The organism is Sphingopyxis sp., from assembly GCF_040216815.1.
Lineage (GTDB): Bacteria > Pseudomonadota > Alphaproteobacteria > Sphingomonadales > Sphingomonadaceae > Sphingopyxis.
The window spans coordinates 267,768-288,639 of sequence record NZ_JAVJOJ010000005.1; the positions used below are offsets into that span (position 1 = coordinate 267,768).

The window sequence follows — 20,872 nt, forward strand, 5'->3', positions numbered from 1 at the left end:
GTTATTTGACCCATTTCGCCAGTTCGGCGGCGACCTTGGCAGGTGCGCCCTCGTCGGCGTCGGTGGTCGGGTCGTCGAGCGGCAGCAGCGCCAGCGGCTTGCCTTCGGGATCCATCAGGAAGGCGAGCTGGCTGTGCGCCATCAGATAGCGATCGGGCGCCGAGCCCGGCACCTTGTTATAGGTGACGACAAAGGCTTTCGCAGCGGCCGCAACCTGTTCCGGCGAGCCGGTCAGGCCGAGCAGGCGCGGGTGGTAACGCGCGACAAAGGGCTTCAGTGCTTCGGGGGTATCGCGCTCGGGATCGACGGTGATGAAGATCGGCGCGACCTTGGCGCCGCGCGCGGCGTCGGCCTTTTCGAACTGAGCGAGGCCGCGCATCAGCTTTTGCAGGTCGACGGGGCAGATGTCGGGGCAAAAACTGTAGCCGAAATAGATGAGCCGGTACTGCCCTGCAAAATCGGTATCGCTGACCCTCCGGCCATTCTGGTCGGTAAGCGCAAAGGGCCCGCCGATCCGCGCGCCTTCGAGCGGCGGCTTGGCCGGTGCAGCGGCGCTGCCGCCGCCGTCGCAGCCCGACACCGCGGCCCCGAAAGCGAGGATCAGGCTTGCACGCACGATCCTTTGTCCCATATTTGCGATATTCATCATGCGGCCAGCCTTGGTCGGCTAGCCCGCGAAAATCAACCATTGTCGTCGCGCGCGCGGCGGACAAATTGCCCCAGGGGTCGCCACATCATGTTCCGCCACGCCGCGTTTCGCCTTGCCGCTTTCACCCTTGTCCCGCTTGCCGCGGCGGGGCTGGCCCATGGTCCGGCGCAGGCGCAGTTCCGCGGCGGATATGCTTTCCTGCAAGCGGTCGAAAACCGCGACGGGACCAAGGCGACGGCGGCGCTTCAGGACGATCCGACGTTGATCAACACGCGCAATGTCGACACGGGCGAAACCGCGCTGATGATCGTCACCAAGCGGCGCGATACGAACTGGCTGCGCTTCCTGCTGGCCAAGGATGCCGATCCGGCGATCGGCGACCGCAACGGCATGACGCCGTTGATGCACGCGGCGCTGCTCAACTATACCGACGGTGCCGATGAATTGCTCAAGCGGAAGGCCCCCGTGGACCAGGCGAACCGGCGCGGCGAGACGGCGTTGATTCTGGCGGTGCAGTCGAAGAACGCGGCGATGGCCAGCCTGCTGATGCGGCGCGGCGCCAACCCCGACAAGGCCGACCATATCGCGGGCCTGTCGGCGCGCGACTATGCGAAGCGCGACGATCGGTCGGGCCAGTTGCTCGCCATTCTCGATACCAAGGCCGACGCAGACGCGCCGAAGCGCGAATATGGACCGACTTTCGGACCCAATTGACCACGGAGATGTGATTGTCGAGTTGACAATCACATTATGATGTGAGACATGGCTTTCATGTCTATCCAGCTCATCGATCGCATCCGCGCCATCGTCGCCGACGGAACCATGTCGCGGTCGGGTCTCGCGCGCGCCGCGGGTCTTCATGCCAACAGCCTTCGCGATCTCGATTCGCCGGGCTGGAATCCGACTGCGGAAACGCTGCGCAAACTCGAAAACTGGCTCGCGAACGGCAGCGACCTGTCGCCGATGGCGACGCCGGAAGAGATTATTGCCGAGGCGCGCAATGGCCGCATGTTCATCCTCGTCGACGATGAGGATCGCGAGAATGAGGGCGATCTGGTCATCCCCGCGCAGATGGCGACTCCCGATGCGATCAACTTCATGGCGACGTACGGCCGCGGCCTCATCTGCCTGACGCTCACCAAATCGCGCGTCGATGCGCTGGGGCTGGAGTTGATGAGCCGCCAGAACGGGACGCGGCACGAAACGGCCTTCACCACCTCGATCGAGGCACGCGAAGGTGTCACCACGGGTATTTCGGCGGGCGACCGCGCACGCACGGTGGCGGTAGCGATCGACGCGGGCAAGGGGCGCGACGACATTGTGACGCCGGGCCATATTTTTCCGCTCATTGCGCGCGACGGCGGCGTTCTCGTGCGCGCCGGGCATACCGAGGCGTCGGTCGACATCGCGCGGCTTGCCGGGCTCAACCCGTCGGGCGTGATCTGCGAGATTATGAACGACGATGGCACGATGGCGCGGCTCGACGACCTTATCCCCTTCGCGCGGCGCCACGGGCTCAAGATCGGCACGATCGCCGACCTCATCGCCTATCGCAACCGCAGCGACCGGCTGGTCGAATGCGTCGCCGACGAACCCTTCGAATCGGACTATGGCGGCGAGTGGCGCTTGAAATCCTATCGCAACAAGATCGACGGCAGCGTTAATATGGTGCTGCAAAAGGGACCGGTCGATCCCGATGGGGTGACGTTGGTGCGGATGCACCCTGTATCGCTTTTCGACGACATCATGGGTAGGCCGGGGCCGAAGAAGCGTCGGCTGCAACGATCGATGGATGCGATCGGTGAGGCCGGCGCGGGCGTCATTGTCATGCTGATGCGTCCGCTGCCCGGATCGGCCGATGCCGAAGCGCTGCCGCCGCCGACGGGCGGCATGGACCTTCGCACCTATGGCATCGGCGCCCAGATTCTGGCCGACCTTGGCGTTCATGCGATGGAATTGCTCACCCCCACCCACAGCAATATCGTCGGTCTCGAAGGCTATGGCCTGTCGATCGTCGGCGAACGCCCCATTCCCGGAGAAGCCTGATGGCGCATATCCTGATCGTCGAAGCCCGCTTCTACAGCCATTTGAACGACCTGCTGCTTGACGGTGTGCGCAGCGCACTCGAGGCCGAGGGGCATAGCCACGAGACGGTGACGGTGCCCGGCGCGCTCGAAATACCCGCGGCGATCTCGCTGGCCGCCGACGCCGGGCGCTTTGACGCCTATGTCGCGCTCGGCGTCGTGATCCGCGGCGAAACCTATCATTTCGAAGTGGTGTCGAACGAAAGCGCGCGCGGCATCATGGCGCTGACGCTCGATGGCCTCGCGATCGGCAACGGCATTTTGACTGTCGAGGACGAGGAACAGGCGCTTGCGCGCGCCGACAAGACGCGCAAGGATAAGGGCGGCGAGGCGGCGAAGGCCGCGCTCGCGATGCTGGCCCTGAAGGAACAATTCGGCATTGGTTGATCGCGCCCCTCCCAGCCGTTACTCCGTCGTCGAACGCGGCGGACGGCTGGTGGTTGTCGATCGCGAAACGGGCCGGACGCCGCCAAGCGCGGCCGAGCGCATGGCCGAGCATGACCGGCGCCGGGGCCATGCGGCCGAACGCCCTGTCCTTCCCGATCGGGTTTCGGAAACGCTGGTCGAACCTGCGCGGCCGCCGCGGACCGTCGCCGCTCCCGCGGCATCGGTCCGCGCTGCAAGGCGCGGGGCTGATGCTGCGAAGCGCGAGCGGCAGGCCGCGATGCAGGGCGAAAGCAAGCGCGCGCCATGGGGCGGCCAAAAGGAGCGTGCCCGACCTCAAACTCCGGCGCCGCGCGCACCCGCCCCTGCCGAAGCCCCTGCGCCAGCGCGCGCCGCCTCCAGGCCCGCCGCGTCGTTGCCCGGCCGAAAGACGGTCGTTACCGGCAAATGGTGGGATGCGAAGGGCCCGCGCACGTTGGAACTGGGGCCGAAGGGGCAAGCCCAACTCAGCGGCGGGCTGATGTTCCTGTTTTTCGGCGTCGTTATCGCAGCGGTCGTCGCACTGCTTGTCGAGCCGCTGCTGCTCTTTATCGGCGCCTTTCTGCTGTTCCGCTTTGGCAGCCAGGTCCTCGGCCCGATCGGCGCGGGGATCGTCGACAAGGCGCTCGCAGAGAAGGGTTAAATCCTCCCCATCGCTCGCGACAGGGAGGATTATTCCGCCTTACGCCATCTGCAACACCGGATAATCGGTATAGCCTTCGGGGCCCGGCGAATACCAGGTCTGCGGATTGTCCGCGGCCCATTCGGCGCCCGAACGAATGCGCTCGACCAGGTCGGGGTTGCCGATAAAGGGGCGCCCGAATGCGATGGCATCGGCCGCGCCGCTCGCGATCGCCGCTTCGGCCAGCGCGGCGGTATAATCGCTATTGAGGATCAGCGGCCCGTTGAACGCCTGCCGGATCGTGGGCGATTGTTTGGGCACCTCGGTCCTGCCGAACGTGCCGTCGGGGCCGGGCTCGCGCAGTTCGAGGAAAGCGATGCCGAGCTCGCTGAGCGCGGCGGCGGCGGCAGGGAACAGCGTCTCGGGCGCACTGTCGTCGACGCCCTGCGTTTCGCCGTTGGGCGACAGACGCACCGCGACGCGGTCCTTGCCCCACACCTCGATCAGCGCCGCTGTCACCTCGCGGAGCAGGCGGATGCGGTTTTCGACCGACCCGCCATAATCGTCATCGCGCAGGTTCGAATTGTCGCGCAGGAACTGGTCGATCAGATAGCCGTTGGCGCCGTGGAGCTGCACCCCGTCGAACCCCGCCTTCCTGGCATTTTCTGCGGCCTTTACATAATCGGCGATGACCCGCGGGATTTCGTCGAGCCGCAGCGGCCGCGCTTCTTCGAGGTCGCGGCGGCCGACGGGCGTGTGCGCGCGGCCGGTGCCCGTCGTTGCCGAGGCGGACACGGGCTGCTTGCCGTCGTTGAACACCGAATGGACCAGGCGTCCCATGTGCCATAGCTGGGCGACGATACGGCCGCCCGCTTCGTGCACCGCATCGGTCACGGGTTTCCAGCCTTCGACCTGGGCCTCGGTCCAGAGGCCGGGCGCGTTCGGCCAACCGAGGCCCTCCTGCGAAATGCCCGTCGCTTCGGAAATGATCAGCCCCGCCGATGCCCGCTGCCGATAATAGTCGCGCGCCAGCTCGTTCGGAACAAAGCCGGGCCCCGCGCGGCCGCGCGTCAGCGGCGCCATGATGATGCGGTTCGGCGCCTCGATGGCGCCCAGCGTGATCGGTTCGAACAGCGATGCGGTCATATTGCCTCCACATGTCAAATCCCGCGAGCGGCCCCATGGCCGCCGGGCTTGGGTCAAAGCTATGGCCCGCACGGCGCAGACACAATGGGTGAGTAGCAAAAGAAAATCTAAACCTTGACGAAGATGTGCCGCGGCGCGGCGATTCGCCCTTGCGGGTTCCGGTTGCCGATCGGCGGCGCGGCGCCTATCTGAAGCTATGGCCTCGATCCTTCCCGCCGACCCCACGCTCGACGAGATTCGCGCTGCGTTGGGGCCGCTTGTCGCGCAGAACGCCGCCTTCGACGGTTTTGGCGATGCGGCGCTGACGGACGCTGCGGCGCGTGTCGGGGTCGATCGCGACGTCGCACGGCTGGCGTTTCCGGGCGGCGCGCGCGACATGGTCGATGCCTGGTTCGCCAGCATCGACGCGCGCATGGCGGCGAAATGGCCTGCCGAAAAGCTCGCCGACCTCAAGATTCGCGAACGGATCACGGCGCTGGTCGAAACGCGCATCGACCTGCTTGCGCCCGACCGCGAATCGCTGCGGCGCGCGCTGGCGCTGCTCGCCTTGCCCGCCAATGTGCCGCGTGCGGCGCGGCTTGGCTGGCGCGCGGCCGACCTGATGTGGCGCCTCGCCGGCGACACGGCGACCGACTATAACCACTACAGCAAGCGCGCGATCCTCGGCGCCGTGTACGGCTCGACGATGGCCGTTCTCCTGAACGACGAGAGCGAGGGGCAGCGCGACACGCGTGCCTTCCTCGCCCGCCGCATTGGCGAAGTGATGCGGTTCGAAGGCTGGAAGCACCGCCGCGCCGCGACGAGGCGCGAACGGCCGAGCCTGGCGCGCTTTGTCGGCCGACTGCGCTATCCGGGGCGATAAAGCGTGGGGCACAAAAGGCTGGCGCCGCGCGATTGTTATTGATAATCGCTCGCAAATGACTGCTTTGCTCGACAAGACGCCGCTGGGCGAGACGGTGCGCGTCGCGCGCATCGACTGGACCGCCATGTCCGATGACGAGGGGCGCCGCCTGCGCGAATTCGGTCTGATCGAGGGGTGCGAGGTTACGCCGCTGCATCGGGGCAGCATCTTTTCACGCGACCCGCTCGCGCTCACCGTGGGGCGCATGAAGGTGATCATCCGCGCCCGGCAGGCGGCGGCGATCGAAGTCGAGGGCATTGCGAGCGTCGGGGGCGCCGCATGACCACCGCCATCCCTTCGATCGCGCTGGTCGGCAATCCCAATGCCGGCAAGTCGAGCCTGTTCAACGCGCTGACCGGAGCGCGGCAGAAAATTGCCAACTATCCTGGCGTCACGGTCGAACGAAAAGCCGGTCATGCGAGTTTTGCCGATGGCCGCCCGCTGTCGCTGATCGATCTGCCCGGCACCTATAGCCTGACCCCCGCAAGCCTCGACGAAGCGGTGACGCGCGACGTGATCCTTGGGCGTCAGGCGGGCGAGGCGCGCCCCGACGCGCTGGTCGTCGTGCTCGACGCCGCGAACCTCGACAATCATCTCCGCTTCGCGCTCGAACTGCTTGCGCTTGGGCTCCCGACCGTCGTTGCGCTGAACATGGTCGATCTCGCCGAGCGCGATGGCCTCACCCTCGATCCTGAGCGGCTTGCGCGCGAGCTTGGCGTACCGGTTGTGCCGACGGTCGCGGTGCGGCGGCGCGGACTTGCCGAACTGCTCGTTGCCGTCGACGATGCGATCCGCGCGCAGCCGCCGCGCGCCGCGACCCAGCAACCGGAGGCCGACACCGTGCTGCACCAGCGCGCGCGCGCCATCGCGCGCGCGGCGATCATCAGCGAAACGCCGGTCCGCCGCTGGACGCAGCGCGTCGACAATGTCGTGCTGCACCCCGTGTTCGGCATGGCCATCCTGCTCGCGTTGATGTTCGTGATGTTCCAGGCGGTCTATGCCTGGGCCGCTCCCCCCGCCGACGCGCTGGAAGGGCTGGTCGGCACGATGCAGGGCTGGGTCGTCGACAATGTCCCGCAGAATTTTCTCCGCGACCTTGTGGTCGAGGGGCTGCTCGCGGGAGTCGGCGCGGTCGTGGTCTTCCTTCCGCAGATTCTGATCCTCTTCCTTTTCATCCTGCTCCTGGAAGCGTCGGGCTATATGACGCGCGCGGCGTTCCTGATGGACGGACTGATGGGCAAGGTCGGATTATCGGGGCGCGGTTTCATCCCGCTTTTGTCGAGTTTCGCGTGCGCGGTGCCGGGCATCATGGCGACGCGTGCGATCCCCGACGAAAAGGACCGGCTGACGACGATCCTGATCGCACCCTTGATGACCTGTTCGGCGCGGCTGCCCGTCTATGCGCTCATCATCGCCGCTTTCATCCCGAACCGCGGCGTCGGCGGCACCGCGATCGGGCTTCAGGGGCTGGTGCTGTTCGGCCTTTATGTCGCGGGAATCGTCGGCGCCCTGATCGTCGCATTCGCGCTGCGCCGTACGGTGGCGAAGGGCGCGGGCGCGGGGTTCATGATGGAAATGCCGCGTTATCAGATGCCGCGTCTGCGCGACATTGCGCTCGGTCTGTGGCAGCGCGCGTGGATCTTCCTCCGCCGAGCGGGGACGATCATCGCGCTGACCACTATTGTCCTGTGGCTGCTGCTGACCTTTCCCAAGGCGCCAGAGGGGCAGAGCCAGGTCGAATATAGCGTCGCCGGCCGCATCGCGAGCGGGCTCGAGGTCGCCGTCGCGCCGATCGGGTTCAACCATGACATCGCGCTCGCGCTGATTCCGGCGATGGCGGCGCGCGAGGTCGCGGTGTCGGCGATGGCGACGGCGAATGCGATCGACGCGGGCGACGACGAGGAAGCGGTGGCCGCGTCGCTCGGCGAGCGGCTGCAGGGCAAGTGGAGCCTTGCGACCGCGCTCGCCTTTCTCGCCTGGTTCGTCTTTGCGCCGCAATGTATTTCGACCATCGCTATTACGCGGCGCGAGACCAATGGGTGGAAATGGCCGCTGTTCATGGTTGGCTATTTGTTCGCGCTCGCCTATGCCGCTGCTGGTATCACATATTGGACAGCCGTTGCCCTGGGCTTGGGCTGATCCTCCCCATTTTCAAGCGGAGCGGAGCGGCGGATGGCTGGCAGCGTCAACAAGGTAATTTTGATCGGCAACCTCGGCGCCGATCCCGAGATCAAATCGTTCCAGAACGGCGGCAAGATTGCGAATATCCGCATCGCGACCAGCGAGCAGTGGAAGGACCGGATGACCGGCGAGCGCAAGGAGCGCACCGAATGGCATAATGTCGTCATCAACGGCGAAGGGCTGGTCGGCGTCGTCGAGCGCTATCTCAAAAAAGGCAGCAAGGTTTACATCGAGGGTAGCCTGCGCACGCGCAAGTGGCAGGACCGCGACGGCAACGACCGCTATACGACCGAGGTGGTGATCGCGGGCATGGGCGGCAATCTGACGATGCTCGACGGCGCGCCGGGCGGCGGCGGTTCGCGCGGCGGTGGCGACAGCTGGAACCAGGGCGGCGGCTCGTCGGGCGGCTGGGATCAGGGTGGCGGTTCGTCCGGCGGCGGTTCGGGCGGCGGCTGGAACCAGGGCGGCGGTGCTTCGGGCGGCGGGCGCCCGCCCTTCGACGACGATCTGGACGACGACGTCCCCTTCTGAGGCTTTTTGAGCGATGGCGAGCGACCTGTTGACCGCCGCCGACGTGGCGCGCGGCGTGTGCCGCCTGTTTGCGCAGCAGGGGCTGGTCGCGATCCCGGAGGTCACGCTGCCCAACGGACGGCGGACCGACCTCACCGCGATTGACGCCAAGGGACAGATCACGATCGTCGAGATCAAGGTCAGCCGCGCCGACCTCCACGGCGACGGCAAATGGCCCGACTATTGCGACTGGTGCGATCGCTTCTATTGGGCGCTCGCCGCAGGGCTCGACCCTGCGATCCTCGAAACGCCCGACTATCGCCCCGAAACCTCGGGACTGATCGTCGCCGACCGCTATGGTGCCGCCGTGGTTCGCGAAGCGGCGAACTGTAACCTTGCCCCCGCGCGGCGCAAGGCGGAGCTTTTAAGGATCGGCCGGCTGGCCATGCGGCGCTCGATGATCGCCGCCGACCCCGAACTCGCCGCGGGATGGGGCGAGGCTTAGGCCGTGTTGACAAAAGGGATTCCCAAATCCTCCTCCTTCTGATTCAAGACTGCTTTTTGAGGATCAGTCATGGGTCGCGGGGATTTGTCGGATGCGGAGTGGGACCTGATTGGGCCGCTGCTGCCGCCTGAACGTGGTCGCTGGGCGCGGCCGTCGGGCGATAATCGTCGCTTTCTCAACGGCATGCTTCACGTGCTGCGGGTCGGCTGCCCTTGGCGCGACATGCACGAGCGCTACGGCAAGTGGAACTCGGTCTATGTCCGCTTCCGGCGCTGGGCCGAACAGGGTGTCTGGGATGCCCTGCTGCAAACGCTGGTCGATCTGGGTCTGACCGACGACTGGCAACATATGATCGACAGCACCAGCGTTCGCGGCCATGTTTCGGCAGCGGGCGGAAAAGGGGGGCTTGTGCGAACGCTCTTGGTCGATCACGCGGCGGCTTTACGAGCAAAATCCACGCCCGCTGCGACAATCAAGGACTGCCTGTCGGCTTCATCCTGACCGGCGGCGAGGCTTCTGATTACACCGCTGCCGAACCGCTGATGGCGATCCCCGTCGCCACACCCAAGGCGCTGCTCGCGGACAAGGGCTATGATGGTGATCGCTTCCGGGAAAGCCTGCTGACCCGGGGCATCCTGCCGATCATCCCGCCCCGCTCGAACCGCAAGGTGCCAGAGCATCCCGACTATCGCCGTTACAAGGACCGCAACCGCGTCGAGCGCATGTTCGGAAAGCTCAAACAGCAACGACGCATCGCCACTCGATATGACAAAACCCTTCTCTCGTTCGAGAGCTTCCTAAACCTCGCCGCCACGCGGCTATGGCTGAAGTCTTTTGTCAACGCGGCCTAGGGTTCTGACCTTAGGCGCGGCGCGCCTGCATCCGCGCGAGGTAGCGCGCCAGCACGTCGATCTCCAGATTGACCGGGCGCCCCGCCGCCGCCTCGTCCAGCGTCGTCATCGCCTGCGTGTGCGGAATGATGTTCAGCGTGAAATGCGCGCTGCTATCGGGCTGGTCGGCGATCTCGTTCACGGTCAGCGAAACGCCGTCGAGCGTAATCGACCCCTTTGGCGCGATATGCGGTGCGAGCGAGGCGGGGGCCTCGACCGTCAGCTTGACACTGTCGCCGACGGGCTCGGCCGCGACGATCCGGCCCACGGCATCGACATGGCCGGTGACGATGTGCCCGCCCAGCTCGTCGCCGACCTTCAGTGCGCGCTCGAGGTTCAATCGGCGGCCGGCATCCCACATGCCGGGCGCGGTGCGCGCCAGCGTTTCGCCACTGGCGTCGATGGCGAACCAGTGGCCTTCGGCGTCCCGGCCCTTGTCGACGACGGTAAGGCACGCCCCCGAACAGGCGATCGACGCCCCCAGGTCGATGGTCGCCGTGTCATAGGCGGTCGCGATGACCAGCCGCGTATCGCCGCGATCCTCGCGGCTGCGGATGGTGCCGATGTCGGTGATGATGCCGGTGAACATACGTCGCTTATCCTTCTCTGACGCGCTCGTAGACGTCGAGCCGGTCGCTGCCAAGCATCCGGCTGTCAGAAAGGCGCCAGCGACCGTGCGCGGCGGCGAGGTCGGCGAGGCCGATGTCGCCCAGCGCCGGCCGGCCGTCGCCGATCAGGATCGGCGCGCGGTAAAGCAGCAGCCGGTCGACGCGGTCGGCGGCAAGGAAGGCCGCGGCGGCGCCTGCGCCGCCCTCGACGAGCAGCGAAGCGACCCCCTCGACCGCTTCAGGCGAGCGCGCGGCGATCCAGCCGCCGGGTGCCTTGCCATGGGTAAGGAGGAATTTCTTCGGACTGCGATGCTCAAGGCCCGGCAAGCGCACGTCGAGCCGCGGCGCGTCGGCATCGAGCGTCCCGCGTCCGACGAGGATCGCTTCGTGGCGCGCGCGTTCGAGATGCGCGTGCGCCCGGGCGCGTGGGCCGGTGATCCAGCGGCTTGACCCGTCGGCGCGCGCGATACAACCGTCGAGGGAGGTCGCGAGCTTGAGCGTGACGAAAGGCCGTCCCGTCGTCCGCCGCGTCCACCAGGGCGCCATCGCGGCGCGTGCTTCGGCGGGCAGAACATCCACCACCACTTCGACCCCCGCCGCGCGCAACCGCGCGATACCTGCGCCGTCAGTGCGCGGGTCGGGATCCTGCACCGCGATCACCACGCGCGCCACCCCGGCAGCGATCAGCAAATCGCTGCACGCGGGGCCGCGCGCGCTGGCGTGCGCGCAGGGTTCGAGCGTGACATAGGCGGTCGCGCCGCGCGCCGCGGCGCCCGCGGCGGCCAGCGCGATCGCCTCGGCGTGCGGGCGTCCGCCAGGCTGCGTCCAGCCGCGCGCTACCAGCCGGGCGACCCGGTTTGCGGCGGCGGGCTGCACGATCAGGCAGGCGACATTGGGGTTGGGGGCCGACGCCGGGCGACCGCGCTGCGCCAGGGCGACGGCCGCCGCCATCCAATCGGCATCGCCGGGTGCGAGGGGCGCCACGTCAGTCGGCGGGTTCGGGTTGCGGAGCGCGCGCGGCGCGTTCGGCGAGTGTCGAGCGCGGGGGCGGCGCCGGGCGTTGCTTTGCGGCTTCGGCGGCTTCCGTGCCCAGCGTCTCGCGCGTTATCTTGTCGGCCTCCGTCGAATCATATTCGATGCCCAGACTGTCGGCGAAACGCTGATATTCGGCGCGCTTCTTCGCGTTGCGCAGCGTCTCTTCCTTCGCGCGCGCGATCCAGTCGGCGCGGATTTCTTCTGCGCTGCGGTCGGCCTTCCAATTTTCGAAATAGATGATCTGCGCCTTGGGCTTGTCGACCGGGATCAGATATTGTTCGACGCCGCTGAACACCACCCAGGTCAGCGCCAGCGCGACACCCCAGACCGCCCAGCGATGCGGACGCGGTTCGCGGATATAGTCCCAGAAATCGGACAGTCCGCCGCCGACATCGACTTTGCCAAACATCTTCATCGCGCCAATTTAGGCGAAGTCGGCGCGATTGGCGAGAGGGTGCGCGATTGCACCGAATCCACGCCGCGAACGAAAGTGATTGCAAAAAATGCAATCTCGGATGCTCATTTCGCAGTTGCAACATTCATTGTGCAGTGCAATATCACACTTGCCTTTTAGGCATCCTCTCCCAAAACTTTCACGGGCCGCCCTTTGGGCGGCCCTTTTTTTGCCTGTTTCCCCAGGAAATGCCGACTTTTTTGGTCGAGAAACCGTATCCGGTTCGAATCGGCCGTCGCGAATCAGTCTTGCGCGGGTGTCCGCGATTCGAATCGGCGCACTTCGGCGATGAAGCTTCCCGGCAGGGGTGTGGGCTGGCCGCTGTCGCTGTCGATATGCGCATAGCTGATCTCTATGTCGGTAAGCCGTTCGGATTCGCGAAAAATCCCGCAATGCAGCGTGAAGTTCGTGCGACCGAAGGCGCTGATTCGCGCTGCAATCGTGATCAGTTCGTCGAGCCGCGCGGGGGCGTGGTAGTCGATCTCACAATGCGTTTCGCGAATGTCTGTGCCATATTGGTTAAAATAGGGGCCGGGCTGCCCCTCTCCCAGCGCACGAAAATATTCGGTGACGCCGATATCGGCGTAAACGAGATAATTGGCGTTGAAGACGATATTCTGCCCGTCGATCTCGTTGAAACGTACGCGTACGCGCTCTTGAACACGGAAATCGGCGAGCGGCACGGTGCTGCGATGGTCGGTCATGCGCGTCGTCTCAGGCCGCGATCGCGGCGGGTTCGCGGTCGATCGGTGCGCAGGCGGCGGCGAGCCAGGCGCGCGTCGCTTCGTCCATGCCCGGCGACAGCTTTTCGAACACCGCGGCGTGATAGCTGTCGAGCCAGTCGGCCTCTGCGCCCGACAGCAGCGCCGCATCGATCAGATTCTGCGCGATCGGTGCAAAGGTGATCGTCTCGAAACCCAGCATCTCCTCCTCGGCCCCCGCAATGTTCTGCGGCACGACGACGACCAGATTTTCGATGCGGATGCCGAAATGCCCCGCCTTGTAATAGCCCGGTTCGTTCGACAGGATCATGCCCGCGTGCAGCGGCTCCTCGGTCCCAGCCTGGCCGCCCGCCGGCTTGGCGATCCGCTGCGGCCCTTCGTGCACCGCCAGATAGGCGCCGACGCCATGGCCCGTCCCGTGCGCATAGTCGACGCCGTCGGCCCAGAGATATTGGCGCGCGAGAATGTCGAGCTGGCTGCCGCGCGTGCCCTTGGGAAAGCGCGCGGTCGCGAGCGCGATATGCCCTTTGAGAACCTGGGTGAAGCGGCGGCACATTTCGGCGGTCGGCGTTCCGATCGCGATCGTGCGCGTGATGTCGGTGGTGCCGTCGGTATATTGGCCGCCCGAATCGACCAGGTAGAGCGTGCCCGTCTCGATCGCGCGGTTTGTCGTTTCATCGACCTTGTAATGCGGCAGTGCGCCGTTGGGCCCCGCGGCCGAGATCGTGTCAAACGACAGATCCTTAAGGACGCCGCCCGCCTCGCGAAATTCGCGAAGTTTCGCCGCGGCGCCGAGTTCGTCGAGCTTACCCAGCGGCGCGGTCTCTTCCATCCATTTCAGGAAGCGCGATACCGCGACGCCGTCGCGGACATGCGCGGCGCGCGTGCCATCGAGCTCGGTCGCATTCTTGATCGCCTTGGGCAGCACGGCGGGGTCGCGGCGGCGCGCGATCGTTGCCCCTGCCGCCCCGAGCGCGGTAAAGATCGCGGCGACCGCGCGATCGGGATCGACTGCGACCTTTTTGCCTTTGAGGTCGGCGAGTGCCGCCTCGAACGCGCTGCGATCGTGAATCCGCACGCTGTTCCCGAGGTGCGCGCGCACCTCGGCCGTGACCTTTTCGGGCGCGATAAACAGGTCGGCGGTCGCATCGGCGTGGAGCAGGGCAAAGGAGAGCCCGACCGGCGTGTGGCTGACATCCTCCCCGCGGATGTTGAAGGTCCAGGCGATCGAATCGAGCGCGGTCATCACCGTGGTATCGAGGTCGTTCGTCTTCAACCAGTCGGCGATTACTGCGCGTTTGTCCGCCGCTGCCTGACCGGCAAGTTCGACGTCGTGGATGCTCACCGGTGCGTCGCTGGGCGCGGGTTGATCGTCCCACACCGCATCGACGGGATTGGCGTCGACCGCGACAAGGCTCGCGCCCTTGGCAGCGAGCGCCGCTTCCAGTCCGCGCGCCCAGTCGATGCCGTGGAGCCATGGATCGTAACCGACTTTCTGTCCCGCGCTGACATGGGCGCCCAGCCATTCGGCGACACTCGACTGCGGCACGCCGACATAGTCGTACAGCGCGCCGTCGACCTGATCGCGCACCTGCACCGTGTAGCGGCCGTCGACGAACACTGCGGCCTTTTCGGGCAGCACTGCCGCGGTGCCCGCCGAGCCGCCAAAGCCGGTGAGCCACGCCATGCGCTGCGCGTAATCGCCCACATATTCGCTCATATGTTCGTCGCTGATCGGCACGACAAAACCGTCGAGGCGCCGGGCCGCCAGTTCGGCGCGCAGGCGGGCAAGACGTTCGGCGTAAGGGGAGCCGGGGACGGGGCTGGACATGATGCGATCCTTGTTCCTACATCGCGGTTATTCCGTCCGGCCGGACGGCGCCGCGGGAGACTGTTCAATGCGCGCTATTTGGATGTTTCTGGCAACAATTGCCACCCCGCTTGTCGCCGTGCCGGCCGCGTTCGCCGAAGAGAAAGAGAGTGAATTGACCGACAGCCCCGCCGCTCCCGCCGCTGCCCCCATCGCCGAGAAGCGGCCGCACAACGTCACCCTCCACGGCAAGACGCTGTCCGATCCCTATTTCTGGCTGCGCGACCAAAGCTATCCGACGATCGATGACGCCGACATTCTCGATTATGTGAAGGCGGAAAACGCCTGGTTCGACGCCGCGATGAAGCCGCATGCCGAACTTGTCGAAACATTGTTTCAGGAAATGAAGGGCCGCATCAAGGAAGCCGACAGCTCGGTCCCGCAAAAGGATGGCGATTGGCTCTATTGGGTCGAATATGAGGAAGGCGCCGAATATAAGAAATGGTATCGCAAGCCTGCGGCGGGCGAAGGCGAAACCCAGCTGATCCTCGATGAAGTCGCGATGGCCGAGGGCAAGGAATATTTCCGCCTCGCCGAACTGTCGGTCAGCCCCGACGGCAAGCTGATGGCCTATTCGTTCGACGACAATGGATCGGAACGATTCGAGGCGCGCTTCCGCAATCTGGAAACGGGCGAAATGTTGCCCGACGTGATTCCCGGCACGCTGTCCTCGCTGGTCTGGACGGCGAACAATGATGCGATCCTCTATGGCCTCGCGAACGACAATTGGCGCACCGACAATGTGCGGCTGCACAAGCTGGGCACGCCGGTCGCCGAGGATAAATTGCTCTACAAGGAGCCCGACATCGGTTTTGGCGTGGGGATCGGCAAGACCGCCGCCGACAATTATATTGTCATTGCAACGGGTGATAACGAGACGAGCGAGGTCTATCTTCTCCCCGCCGACAATCCCGAGGCGCCGATGCAACTCGTCTCGGCGCGCCAGAAGGGCCGCGAATACAGCGTCGATGAGCGCGAAGGCACGCTCTATATCCACACCAACGACGAGCACCCCAATTTCCGCATCGCGACCGCCAGCATCGACAAGCCTGATGAATGGAAAACGCTGATCCCCGGCAGCGACCACAGCTATATCACCGGCCTGTCGGTCTTCCGCGACTATTTCGTCTTGGAGGCGCGCGAGAATGGGCTCGATCAGGTCGATATCCGCCGATATGACGCGCCGCTGAGACCCGGCCGGATCAAATTTCCGGAGGCGACCTATGTGGCGGGGCTCGGCGACAATCCCGAATATCATCAGGACAAACTCCGGCTCGACTATGAATCGATGATCACGCCCGACACCGTCTATGACTATGATGTAGCGACCGGAACGCTCGAAACGCTGAAGGTGCAGGAAATTCCTTCAGGTTATGATTCCTCGCAATATATCACCGAATGGGTGAATCTTCCCGGCCGCGACGGAAGGACGACGATCCCCGCCTCGCTCGTCTACAAAAAGGGCACCAAGCTCGACGGCAGCGCGCCGATGCACCTCTATGCCTATGGCTCATACGGCTATCGGGTGCCGCCGGGCTTTTCGACGACGCGGCTCAGCCTGGTCGATCGCGGGATGATCTATGCCATCGCGCATGTCCGCGGCGGCGACGACATGGGGCGCGCCTGGTATCTCGCGGGCAAGACCGACACGCGCAAGAATACGTTCAACGATTTCATCGACGTCGCCAGGGGGCTGATCGACGCCAAATATACGAGCGCGGGCAAGATTTCGATCGAAGGCCGATCGGCGGGCGGCCAGGTGATGGGCGTCGTTTATAACGAGGCACCCGAGCTGTGGGGCGCGGTGCTCGCGGGCGTGCCATTCGTCGACGTCATCAACACGATGATCGACGAGGAACTGCCGCTCACGCCGGGCGAATGGCCCGAATGGGGCAATCCGATCACCGACAAGGCGGCGTTCGACTATATGCTGAGCTACAGCCCCTACGACAATGTCACGGCAAAAGCCTATCCGCCGATGCTCGTGTCGGCGGGCCTCAACGATCCGCGCGTGACTTATTGGGAACCCGCCAAATGGGTCGCAAAGCTGCGCGCCACGCGCACCAATGACGCGACTTTGCTGCTGCGCACCAATATGGGCGCGGGCCATGGCGGCAAATCGGGCCGCTGGGGCGCACTGCGCGAGGACGCCGAAGAATATGCCTTCGTGCTGACGCAGCTGGGGGTGGAGAAATAAAACCCGTCGCGACAAGTGCGCGACATTTCGGCAAATCGGTGCGACAGATCGGATTCATCCTGCTCTTCCATAAGGGGAGGGCATTCGATGAAGCGACGACCGGCAGCCTATATTCTGGGCGCCTGCGCCCTGTTTGGCAGCGCGACGCCGACGCAGGCGCACAGCGGCACCGACGCAGCCGCCATTGCCCAGCGTCTGCTCGACACGCTGCGCGAAACGAATGGCGTTCCTGGCATGGCCGCGGCGATATGGCAGGATGGCCGCATCGTCTGGGACGGCGCAAGCGGCCATCGGGACATTGCGGCGGGATTACCGGTGACACGCGACACGCTGTTCCGCCTGGCGAGCGTGTCCAAAGTCTTTACCGTCGCCGCCGTCGCACAGCTTTCCGAGCAGGGCCGGATCGATCTCGATGCGCCGGTTCAGCGCCAGCTTCCTTGGCTCGCTGCGACGTGGCCCGCAATCACCCCGCGCCAAATCGCCGCGCACGTTTCCGGCCTGCCGCATTATCAGGCGGTCGACGCGAACCGCGGCGCGCGTCGCTATGCCACCGGGCGCGAGGCGGTCGCGATTTTCGCGGGGCGCGACCTGCTCAGCGCGCCGGGCACCGCCTACAGCTATTCGTCGTGGGGCTATACCTTATTGGGCGCACTGGTCGAGGAAGCCGATGGGCGACCCTTCCCCGACTATATATCGGCAAAGGTAGCGCCGGGGCTGGCGATCCGCGCCGACCCGACGAACAGCGGCGACCCCGACGCCTCGCGGGCCTATGGCTTCGACAAGGGCCGCATTATCGAAACGCCGCGTCACGATTATAGCTATACCTGGGGCGGCGGCGGGCTTGGCGGCACCGCGAGTGCGGTTGCGGCGTTCGGCGGGCGGATGATCGACGGCCGGGTGGTGCGCCCCGAAAGCTTTGACGCGATGTTGGTGCCGGTGCGGCTTGCGGACGGCAAGGCGGCCGGAGAGGACGACTATAGCGTCGGTTTCGGGTGGCGCATCGGGATCGATGCCGACGCCGCCCCCTTCGTCCATCATAACGGCGTCACGCTGGGCGCGCGCAGCACGCTCGGCCTGTGGCGCGGTGAACGCACCGCGGTCAGCCTGTTGTCCAACGCGTCCTGGGTGTCGCGTATGGAACCGACCGCGCAGATGATCGCCGCTCCCTTCCGTACCGTTCCCGCCGGGCTGGTGGACGCCGCTTGCCCGATCGCCGCCCGGCGCTACAGCGGCACCTTCGGCGACGCGGCGGTCGAAGGCTGGGTCCGCTTTCGGATCGAGGCGGGGCTGTGCATCGGCACGGCCGAGCAGCATCCCGCAATGCGCGCCTATTTCGGTACAGCGATGCAGCGCACCGATGCCGCGCTCACCATCGTCGGGCTCGACACCCACGGCAGGCTGGCGCGCGCGGGATTCGTCAACCCCTTCGGCATCGCCGATCTTCGCGCGCACGCGGACGGCAGTTTTGCCGCCGACATCACCGCGACGCGGCGCCTGACGCTCCGCTTCGATCAGCCGGACAGATAATTGCGCGCGATAAGGTCGCGTTCCAACGCCGCCGCATCGACGAAATGGTGCCCCGCGATGCCCGCCGCCCCAGCGCCTGCGACATTGGTTGCAACGTCGTCGATGAAAAACGCTCCGGCGGGGTCGATGCCGAATCGCTCGATCGCGAGGTGGTAGATCGCTGGGTCGGGCTTCGTCAGTTTCTCCGTCCCCGACACGATAATGTCCTGAAAGCGGTCGAAGATCGGCTGGGTCGGGCGAAAACCCTCCCAGAATTCATGGCCGAAATTGGTGATCGCGAACAGCGGCACGCCGGCCGCATCGAGCCGTTCGACGAGTTCGAGGCTGCCCGGTACCGGGCCGGGAATCGTTTCGTTGAAACGCGTCGCATAGGCGTCGATCAGCGCGGCATGTGCCGGAAACTCGGCTTTCAGCTCGGGCAGCATGTCGGCGAGCGCGCGGCCTGCGTCGTGCTGGAAATGCCATTCGGGCGTCACGACATGCGTGACAAACCATTCGAGTTCGTCGCGGTCGTCGATCAGCTTGACGAACAGGTGGCGCAGGTCCCAGTCGAAAAGGACACGGCCGATGTCAAAGATAACGCACTGACGAATCATGAAAGTTTCGGGCACGCGAAAGCGCCGCCAGAATCATCCGACGGCGGCACGCAAACTCGCAATGGCGCGCGGGACATGGGCCCCGGCAGGACGGTTCAGCCCTGGCGCGCCTTGAAGCGGCGATTGGTCTTGTTGATCACATAGGTCCGGCCACGACGGCGGATCACGCGGTTGTCCCGGTGGCGGTCCTTCAGCGACTTCAGGCTGTTGCGAATCTTCATCGTTCTTGTCCGTAAAAGCAGTAGCGTTGTACGCGAAGCGGCGCACCTATGGGGAAGCAGGCGAAAAGTCAACCGGCGGCAACCCCAATTTCGTCATCCGCGAACGAGACGCGTGGCTCGTTCGACTTGAACCGGGGTCCATGACTTCAGCGCTGAATGGATCCCGGATCAAGTCCGGGATGACGATGGTGCGGCCTAACCAGCCAAAGCCTTTTGCCGCCGCCTTTGCACCGACGAGCCATAGCCCATCGCCTCGCGATATTTGACGACGGTGCGGCGCGCAATGTCGAACCCCTCGCCCGACAATTTCTGCGCGATCGTTTCGTCGGAAAGGATCGCGCGCGCGTCCTCGGCCTCGATCAGCGCCCTGATCCGGCTCTTCACCGCCTCTGCCGACACGGCGCCCTCCCCTTCGGTCGCCGCAATACCGGAAGAGAAGAAATATTTGAGTTCGAACAAGCCGCGCGGACACGACAGATATTTGTTGCTGGTGACGCGGCTGACGGTCGATTCGTGCATCCCGATCGCTTCGGCGACCTGGCGCAACGTCAGCGGGCGCATGTGCGCGACGCCGTGCAGGAAAAACCCCTCTTGCTGCTTGACGATCTCGCTCGCCACCTTGACGATGGTGCGCTGGCGCTGATCGAGAGCGCGCACGAGCCAGTTGGCGCCCGCGAGCTGCTCGGACAGCCACGCTCGGCTCTTCGCTGCCGCGCCCGCGGCAAGGTCGTTATAATAGCGGCGGTTGACGAGCAGACGCGGCAAGGTCGCGCTGTTCACTTCGACCGCCCAACCCGTCGCGGTGCGCCGGATATACAGGTCGGGGACAACCGCTTGCACCGGCGATCCGCCGAATTTGAGGCCGGGTTTCGGATCATAGCCGCGCAGCTCGCGTATCATGTCGGCCAGATCCTCGTCGTCGACACCGCAGATCCGCTTCAGTTGCGGGAAAGCGCCCTTGGCGACGAGATCGAGGTGCGCGATCATCGTCGCCATGGCCGGATCGTAACGGTCGGCTTCGCGCGCCTGGATTGCGATACATTCGGCAAGATCGCGCGCGCCGACGCCTGCGGGATCGAAGCCTTGGATCACCCCCAGCACGGCCTCGACCAACGCCAGCGGTACCCCCAGCTGCGCGGCGAGGTCGGGAAGGTCGGCGCGCAGATAACCCGCCTCGTCGATCAGCGCGACGAGCTGCTGCGCGACGATCGCGTCGATCCCGCCCAGCGCTTCGCCGACCTGCGCGAGCAGATGGTCGTGGAGTGTGCCGTCCTCACCGGCGAAGCTGTCGAAATCGATCTCTTCGCCGGCCCCCGACAGGCCGACATTGTCGCTCGCACTGTCGTGATGGAAGCTTTCGGCAAGATCGACGTCGAGGTCGTTCGTGCTTCCGCTGTCGCCCGCCAGCGCCTGATCGGCCTCGAGCGACGCGGCTTCGGCGAGTGGGGCGTTGTCGACCGGGTCTTCGCCGCCGCTGCTTTCGCTGTCGGGCGATGCCGTGTCGAGCAGCGGATTGCCCTCCAGCGCTTCGGCCAGATAGGCTTCGAGTTCGAGGTTTGACAGCGCGAGCAGCTTGATCGCCTGCTGCAGCTGCGGCGTCATCACCAGCGATTGCGACTGGCGGAGATCGAGGCGTGGACCCAACGCCATCGAGTGTCAGCAACCCATTACCCCGTTCGTGTCGAGCGAAGTCGAGACACGCGAAGCCATGTGCAAAATCGGCGTGTCTCG

The 20,872-nt window shown here is 65.5% G+C and carries 21 protein-coding genes and 1 pseudogene; 12 read left to right on the forward strand and 10 right to left on the reverse strand.

Translation table 11 applies throughout. From position 1 onward, the window contains the following. Window position 1: 1 nt before the first annotated feature. Window positions 2–649, reverse strand: a complete 648-nt coding sequence (locus RIA72_RS08830) for an SCO family protein (protein ID WP_350031807.1) — start codon at window positions 647–649, stop codon at window positions 2–4. 87 nt (window positions 650–736) lie between these two features. Between RIA72_RS08830 and RIA72_RS08835 the strand changes: the two genes are divergently transcribed. Genes RIA72_RS08835 through RIA72_RS08850 form a run of 4 tightly spaced genes read left to right on the forward strand, consistent with a single transcriptional unit; the run spans window position 737 to window position 3,799 of the window. After that, window positions 737–1,363 (forward strand): ankyrin repeat domain-containing protein, encoded by a 627-nt coding sequence (locus RIA72_RS08835; protein WP_350031808.1) that lies wholly within the window; start codon window positions 737–739, stop codon window positions 1,361–1,363. A gap of 57 nt (window positions 1,364–1,420) precedes the next feature. After that, entirely contained in the window at window positions 1,421–2,695 is a 1,275-nt protein-coding gene (gene ribB, locus RIA72_RS08840; RefSeq protein ID WP_350031832.1) for a 3,4-dihydroxy-2-butanone-4-phosphate synthase, read from the forward strand. Continuing rightward, window positions 2,695–3,120 carry a 6,7-dimethyl-8-ribityllumazine synthase gene (ribH, locus tag RIA72_RS08845; protein WP_350031809.1) on the forward strand — a complete coding sequence of 142 codons (426 nt, stop codon included), beginning with the start codon at window positions 2,695–2,697 and terminating at the stop codon, window positions 3,118–3,120. The genes ribB and ribH overlap by 1 nt, the downstream gene beginning before the upstream one ends. Continuing rightward, entirely contained in the window at window positions 3,113–3,799 is a 687-nt protein-coding gene (locus RIA72_RS08850; RefSeq protein ID WP_350031810.1) for a hypothetical protein, read from the forward strand. Before ribH ends, RIA72_RS08850 begins: the two co-directional genes overlap by 8 nt. Window positions 3,800–3,838: 39 nt before the next feature. On the opposite strand, the gene RIA72_RS08855 is transcribed toward RIA72_RS08850, so the two are convergent. Beyond that, window positions 3,839–4,924 carry an alkene reductase gene (locus tag RIA72_RS08855; RefSeq protein WP_350031811.1) on the reverse strand — a complete coding sequence of 362 codons (1,086 nt, stop codon included), beginning with the start codon at window positions 4,922–4,924 and terminating at the stop codon, window positions 3,839–3,841. 196 nt (window positions 4,925–5,120) lie between these two features. On the opposite strand from RIA72_RS08855, the gene RIA72_RS08860 reads away from it, so the two are divergent. The 6 genes and pseudogenes from RIA72_RS08860 to RIA72_RS08885 all read left to right on the forward strand — a co-directional run bounded on the left by RIA72_RS08860 (window position 5,121) and on the right by RIA72_RS08885 (window position 9,872). Then, window positions 5,121–5,786, forward strand: a complete 666-nt coding sequence (locus RIA72_RS08860; protein ID WP_350031812.1) for a COQ9 family protein — start codon at window positions 5,121–5,123, stop codon at window positions 5,784–5,786. A 55-nt stretch (window positions 5,787–5,841) separates the two neighbouring features. After that, the gene (locus RIA72_RS08865; RefSeq protein WP_350031813.1) at window positions 5,842–6,108 is read left to right on the forward strand and encodes a FeoA family protein; all 267 of its coding nucleotides are present in this window, start codon (window positions 5,842–5,844) and stop codon (window positions 6,106–6,108) included. Further along, window positions 6,105–7,964: a ferrous iron transporter B gene (gene feoB / locus RIA72_RS08870; RefSeq protein WP_350031814.1), complete on the forward strand. Its 1,860-nt coding sequence runs from the start codon at window positions 6,105–6,107 to the stop codon at window positions 7,962–7,964. The genes RIA72_RS08865 and feoB overlap by 4 nt, the downstream gene beginning before the upstream one ends. Window positions 7,965–7,997: 33 nt before the next feature. After that, the gene (gene ssb / locus RIA72_RS08875; RefSeq protein WP_350031815.1) at window positions 7,998–8,537 is read left to right on the forward strand and encodes a single-stranded DNA-binding protein; all 540 of its coding nucleotides are present in this window, start codon (window positions 7,998–8,000) and stop codon (window positions 8,535–8,537) included. A 13-nt stretch (window positions 8,538–8,550) separates the two neighbouring features. Then, window positions 8,551–9,021, forward strand: coding sequence for an MmcB family DNA repair protein (locus RIA72_RS08880; protein WP_350031816.1), 471 nt, complete (start codon window positions 8,551–8,553; stop codon window positions 9,019–9,021). Between the two features lie 69 nt (window positions 9,022–9,090). Continuing rightward, a pseudogene (locus tag RIA72_RS08885) lies at window positions 9,091–9,872 on the forward strand (IS5 family transposase). 10 nt (window positions 9,873–9,882) lie between these two features. On the opposite strand, the gene RIA72_RS08890 reads toward RIA72_RS08885, so the two are convergent. From RIA72_RS08890 to RIA72_RS08910, 5 genes are all read right to left on the reverse strand, one after another. Continuing rightward, window positions 9,883–10,500, reverse strand: coding sequence for a riboflavin synthase (locus tag RIA72_RS08890; RefSeq protein WP_350031817.1), 618 nt, complete (start codon window positions 10,498–10,500; stop codon window positions 9,883–9,885). Window positions 10,501–10,507: 7 nt separating this feature from the next. After that, on the reverse strand, window positions 10,508–11,470 hold the full coding sequence (ribD, locus tag RIA72_RS08895) for a bifunctional diaminohydroxyphosphoribosylaminopyrimidine deaminase/5-amino-6-(5-phosphoribosylamino)uracil reductase RibD (RefSeq protein WP_350031833.1): 963 nt from the start codon (window positions 11,468–11,470) through the stop codon (window positions 10,508–10,510). A 34-nt stretch (window positions 11,471–11,504) separates the two neighbouring features. Next, window positions 11,505–11,963 (reverse strand): hypothetical protein, encoded by a 459-nt coding sequence (locus tag RIA72_RS08900; protein WP_350031818.1) that lies wholly within the window; start codon window positions 11,961–11,963, stop codon window positions 11,505–11,507. 287 nt (window positions 11,964–12,250) lie between these two features. Next, window positions 12,251–12,712: an acyl-CoA thioesterase gene (locus RIA72_RS08905; protein ID WP_350031819.1), complete on the reverse strand. Its 462-nt coding sequence runs from the start codon at window positions 12,710–12,712 to the stop codon at window positions 12,251–12,253. A gap of 10 nt (window positions 12,713–12,722) precedes the next feature. Then, window positions 12,723–14,561, reverse strand: coding sequence for an aminopeptidase P family protein (locus tag RIA72_RS08910; RefSeq protein WP_350031820.1), 1,839 nt, complete (start codon window positions 14,559–14,561; stop codon window positions 12,723–12,725). Between the two features lie 82 nt (window positions 14,562–14,643). Between RIA72_RS08910 and RIA72_RS08915 the strand changes: the two genes are divergently transcribed. Next, window positions 14,644–16,797: a S9 family peptidase gene (locus tag RIA72_RS08915; RefSeq protein WP_350031834.1), complete on the forward strand. Its 2,154-nt coding sequence runs from the start codon at window positions 14,644–14,646 to the stop codon at window positions 16,795–16,797. An 87-nt stretch (window positions 16,798–16,884) separates the two neighbouring features. Then, window positions 16,885–18,324 (forward strand): serine hydrolase domain-containing protein, encoded by a 1,440-nt coding sequence (locus RIA72_RS08920; RefSeq protein WP_350031821.1) that lies wholly within the window; start codon window positions 16,885–16,887, stop codon window positions 18,322–18,324. Here the strand turns inward: RIA72_RS08920 and RIA72_RS08925 are convergent. The 3 genes from RIA72_RS08925 to rpoN form a co-directional block, all read right to left on the reverse strand. Beyond that, window positions 18,309–18,920, reverse strand: coding sequence for an HAD-IA family hydrolase (locus RIA72_RS08925; protein WP_350031822.1), 612 nt, complete (start codon window positions 18,918–18,920; stop codon window positions 18,309–18,311). The two genes, RIA72_RS08920 and RIA72_RS08925, sit on opposite strands and share 16 nt — an antisense overlap. A gap of 95 nt (window positions 18,921–19,015) precedes the next feature. Next, entirely contained in the window at window positions 19,016–19,141 is a 126-nt protein-coding gene (gene ykgO, locus RIA72_RS08930; protein WP_003046794.1) for a type B 50S ribosomal protein L36, read from the reverse strand. 195 nt (window positions 19,142–19,336) lie between these two features. Beyond that, window positions 19,337–20,791 carry an RNA polymerase factor sigma-54 gene (gene rpoN, locus RIA72_RS08935; RefSeq protein WP_350031823.1) on the reverse strand — a complete coding sequence of 485 codons (1,455 nt, stop codon included), beginning with the start codon at window positions 20,789–20,791 and terminating at the stop codon, window positions 19,337–19,339. Between the last annotated feature and the right edge of the window lie 81 nt (window positions 20,792–20,872).

Excerpts from the sequence above, each read along its gene's own strand:
- RIA72_RS08830 (WP_350031807.1), bottom strand. The coding sequence starts at position 649 with ATGATGAATATCGCAAATATGGGACAAAGGATCGTGCGTGCAAGCCTG.
- RIA72_RS08835 (WP_350031808.1), top strand. The coding sequence starts at position 737 with ATGTTCCGCCACGCCGCGTTTCGCCTTGCCGCTTTCACCCTTGTCCCG.
- ribB (WP_350031832.1), top strand. The coding sequence starts at position 1,421 with ATGTCTATCCAGCTCATCGATCGCATCCGCGCCATCGTCGCCGACGGA.
- ribH (WP_350031809.1), top strand. The coding sequence starts at position 2,695 with ATGGCGCATATCCTGATCGTCGAAGCCCGCTTCTACAGCCATTTGAAC.
- RIA72_RS08855 (WP_350031811.1), bottom strand. The coding sequence starts at position 4,924 with ATGACCGCATCGCTGTTCGAACCGATCACGCTGGGCGCCATCGAGGCG.
- RIA72_RS08860 (WP_350031812.1), top strand. The coding sequence starts at position 5,121 with ATGGCCTCGATCCTTCCCGCCGACCCCACGCTCGACGAGATTCGCGCT.
- RIA72_RS08865 (WP_350031813.1), top strand. The coding sequence starts at position 5,842 with ATGACTGCTTTGCTCGACAAGACGCCGCTGGGCGAGACGGTGCGCGTC.
- feoB (WP_350031814.1), top strand. The coding sequence starts at position 6,105 with ATGACCACCGCCATCCCTTCGATCGCGCTGGTCGGCAATCCCAATGCC.
- ssb (WP_350031815.1), top strand. The coding sequence starts at position 7,998 with ATGGCTGGCAGCGTCAACAAGGTAATTTTGATCGGCAACCTCGGCGCC.
- RIA72_RS08880 (WP_350031816.1), top strand. The coding sequence starts at position 8,551 with ATGGCGAGCGACCTGTTGACCGCCGCCGACGTGGCGCGCGGCGTGTGC.
- RIA72_RS08890 (WP_350031817.1), bottom strand. The coding sequence starts at position 10,500 with ATGTTCACCGGCATCATCACCGACATCGGCACCATCCGCAGCCGCGAG.
- ribD (WP_350031833.1), bottom strand. The coding sequence starts at position 11,470 with ATGGCGGCGGCCGTCGCCCTGGCGCAGCGCGGTCGCCCGGCGTCGGCC.
- RIA72_RS08900 (WP_350031818.1), bottom strand. The coding sequence starts at position 11,963 with ATGTTTGGCAAAGTCGATGTCGGCGGCGGACTGTCCGATTTCTGGGAC.
- RIA72_RS08905 (WP_350031819.1), bottom strand. The coding sequence starts at position 12,712 with ATGACCGACCATCGCAGCACCGTGCCGCTCGCCGATTTCCGTGTTCAA.
- RIA72_RS08910 (WP_350031820.1), bottom strand. The coding sequence starts at position 14,561 with ATGTCCAGCCCCGTCCCCGGCTCCCCTTACGCCGAACGTCTTGCCCGC.
- RIA72_RS08915 (WP_350031834.1), top strand. The coding sequence starts at position 14,644 with ATGTTTCTGGCAACAATTGCCACCCCGCTTGTCGCCGTGCCGGCCGCG.
- RIA72_RS08920 (WP_350031821.1), top strand. The coding sequence starts at position 16,885 with ATGAAGCGACGACCGGCAGCCTATATTCTGGGCGCCTGCGCCCTGTTT.
- RIA72_RS08925 (WP_350031822.1), bottom strand. The coding sequence starts at position 18,920 with ATGATTCGTCAGTGCGTTATCTTTGACATCGGCCGTGTCCTTTTCGAC.
- ykgO (WP_003046794.1), bottom strand. The coding sequence starts at position 19,141 with ATGAAGATTCGCAACAGCCTGAAGTCGCTGAAGGACCGCCACCGGGAC.
- rpoN (WP_350031823.1), bottom strand. The coding sequence starts at position 20,791 with ATGGCGTTGGGTCCACGCCTCGATCTCCGCCAGTCGCAATCGCTGGTG.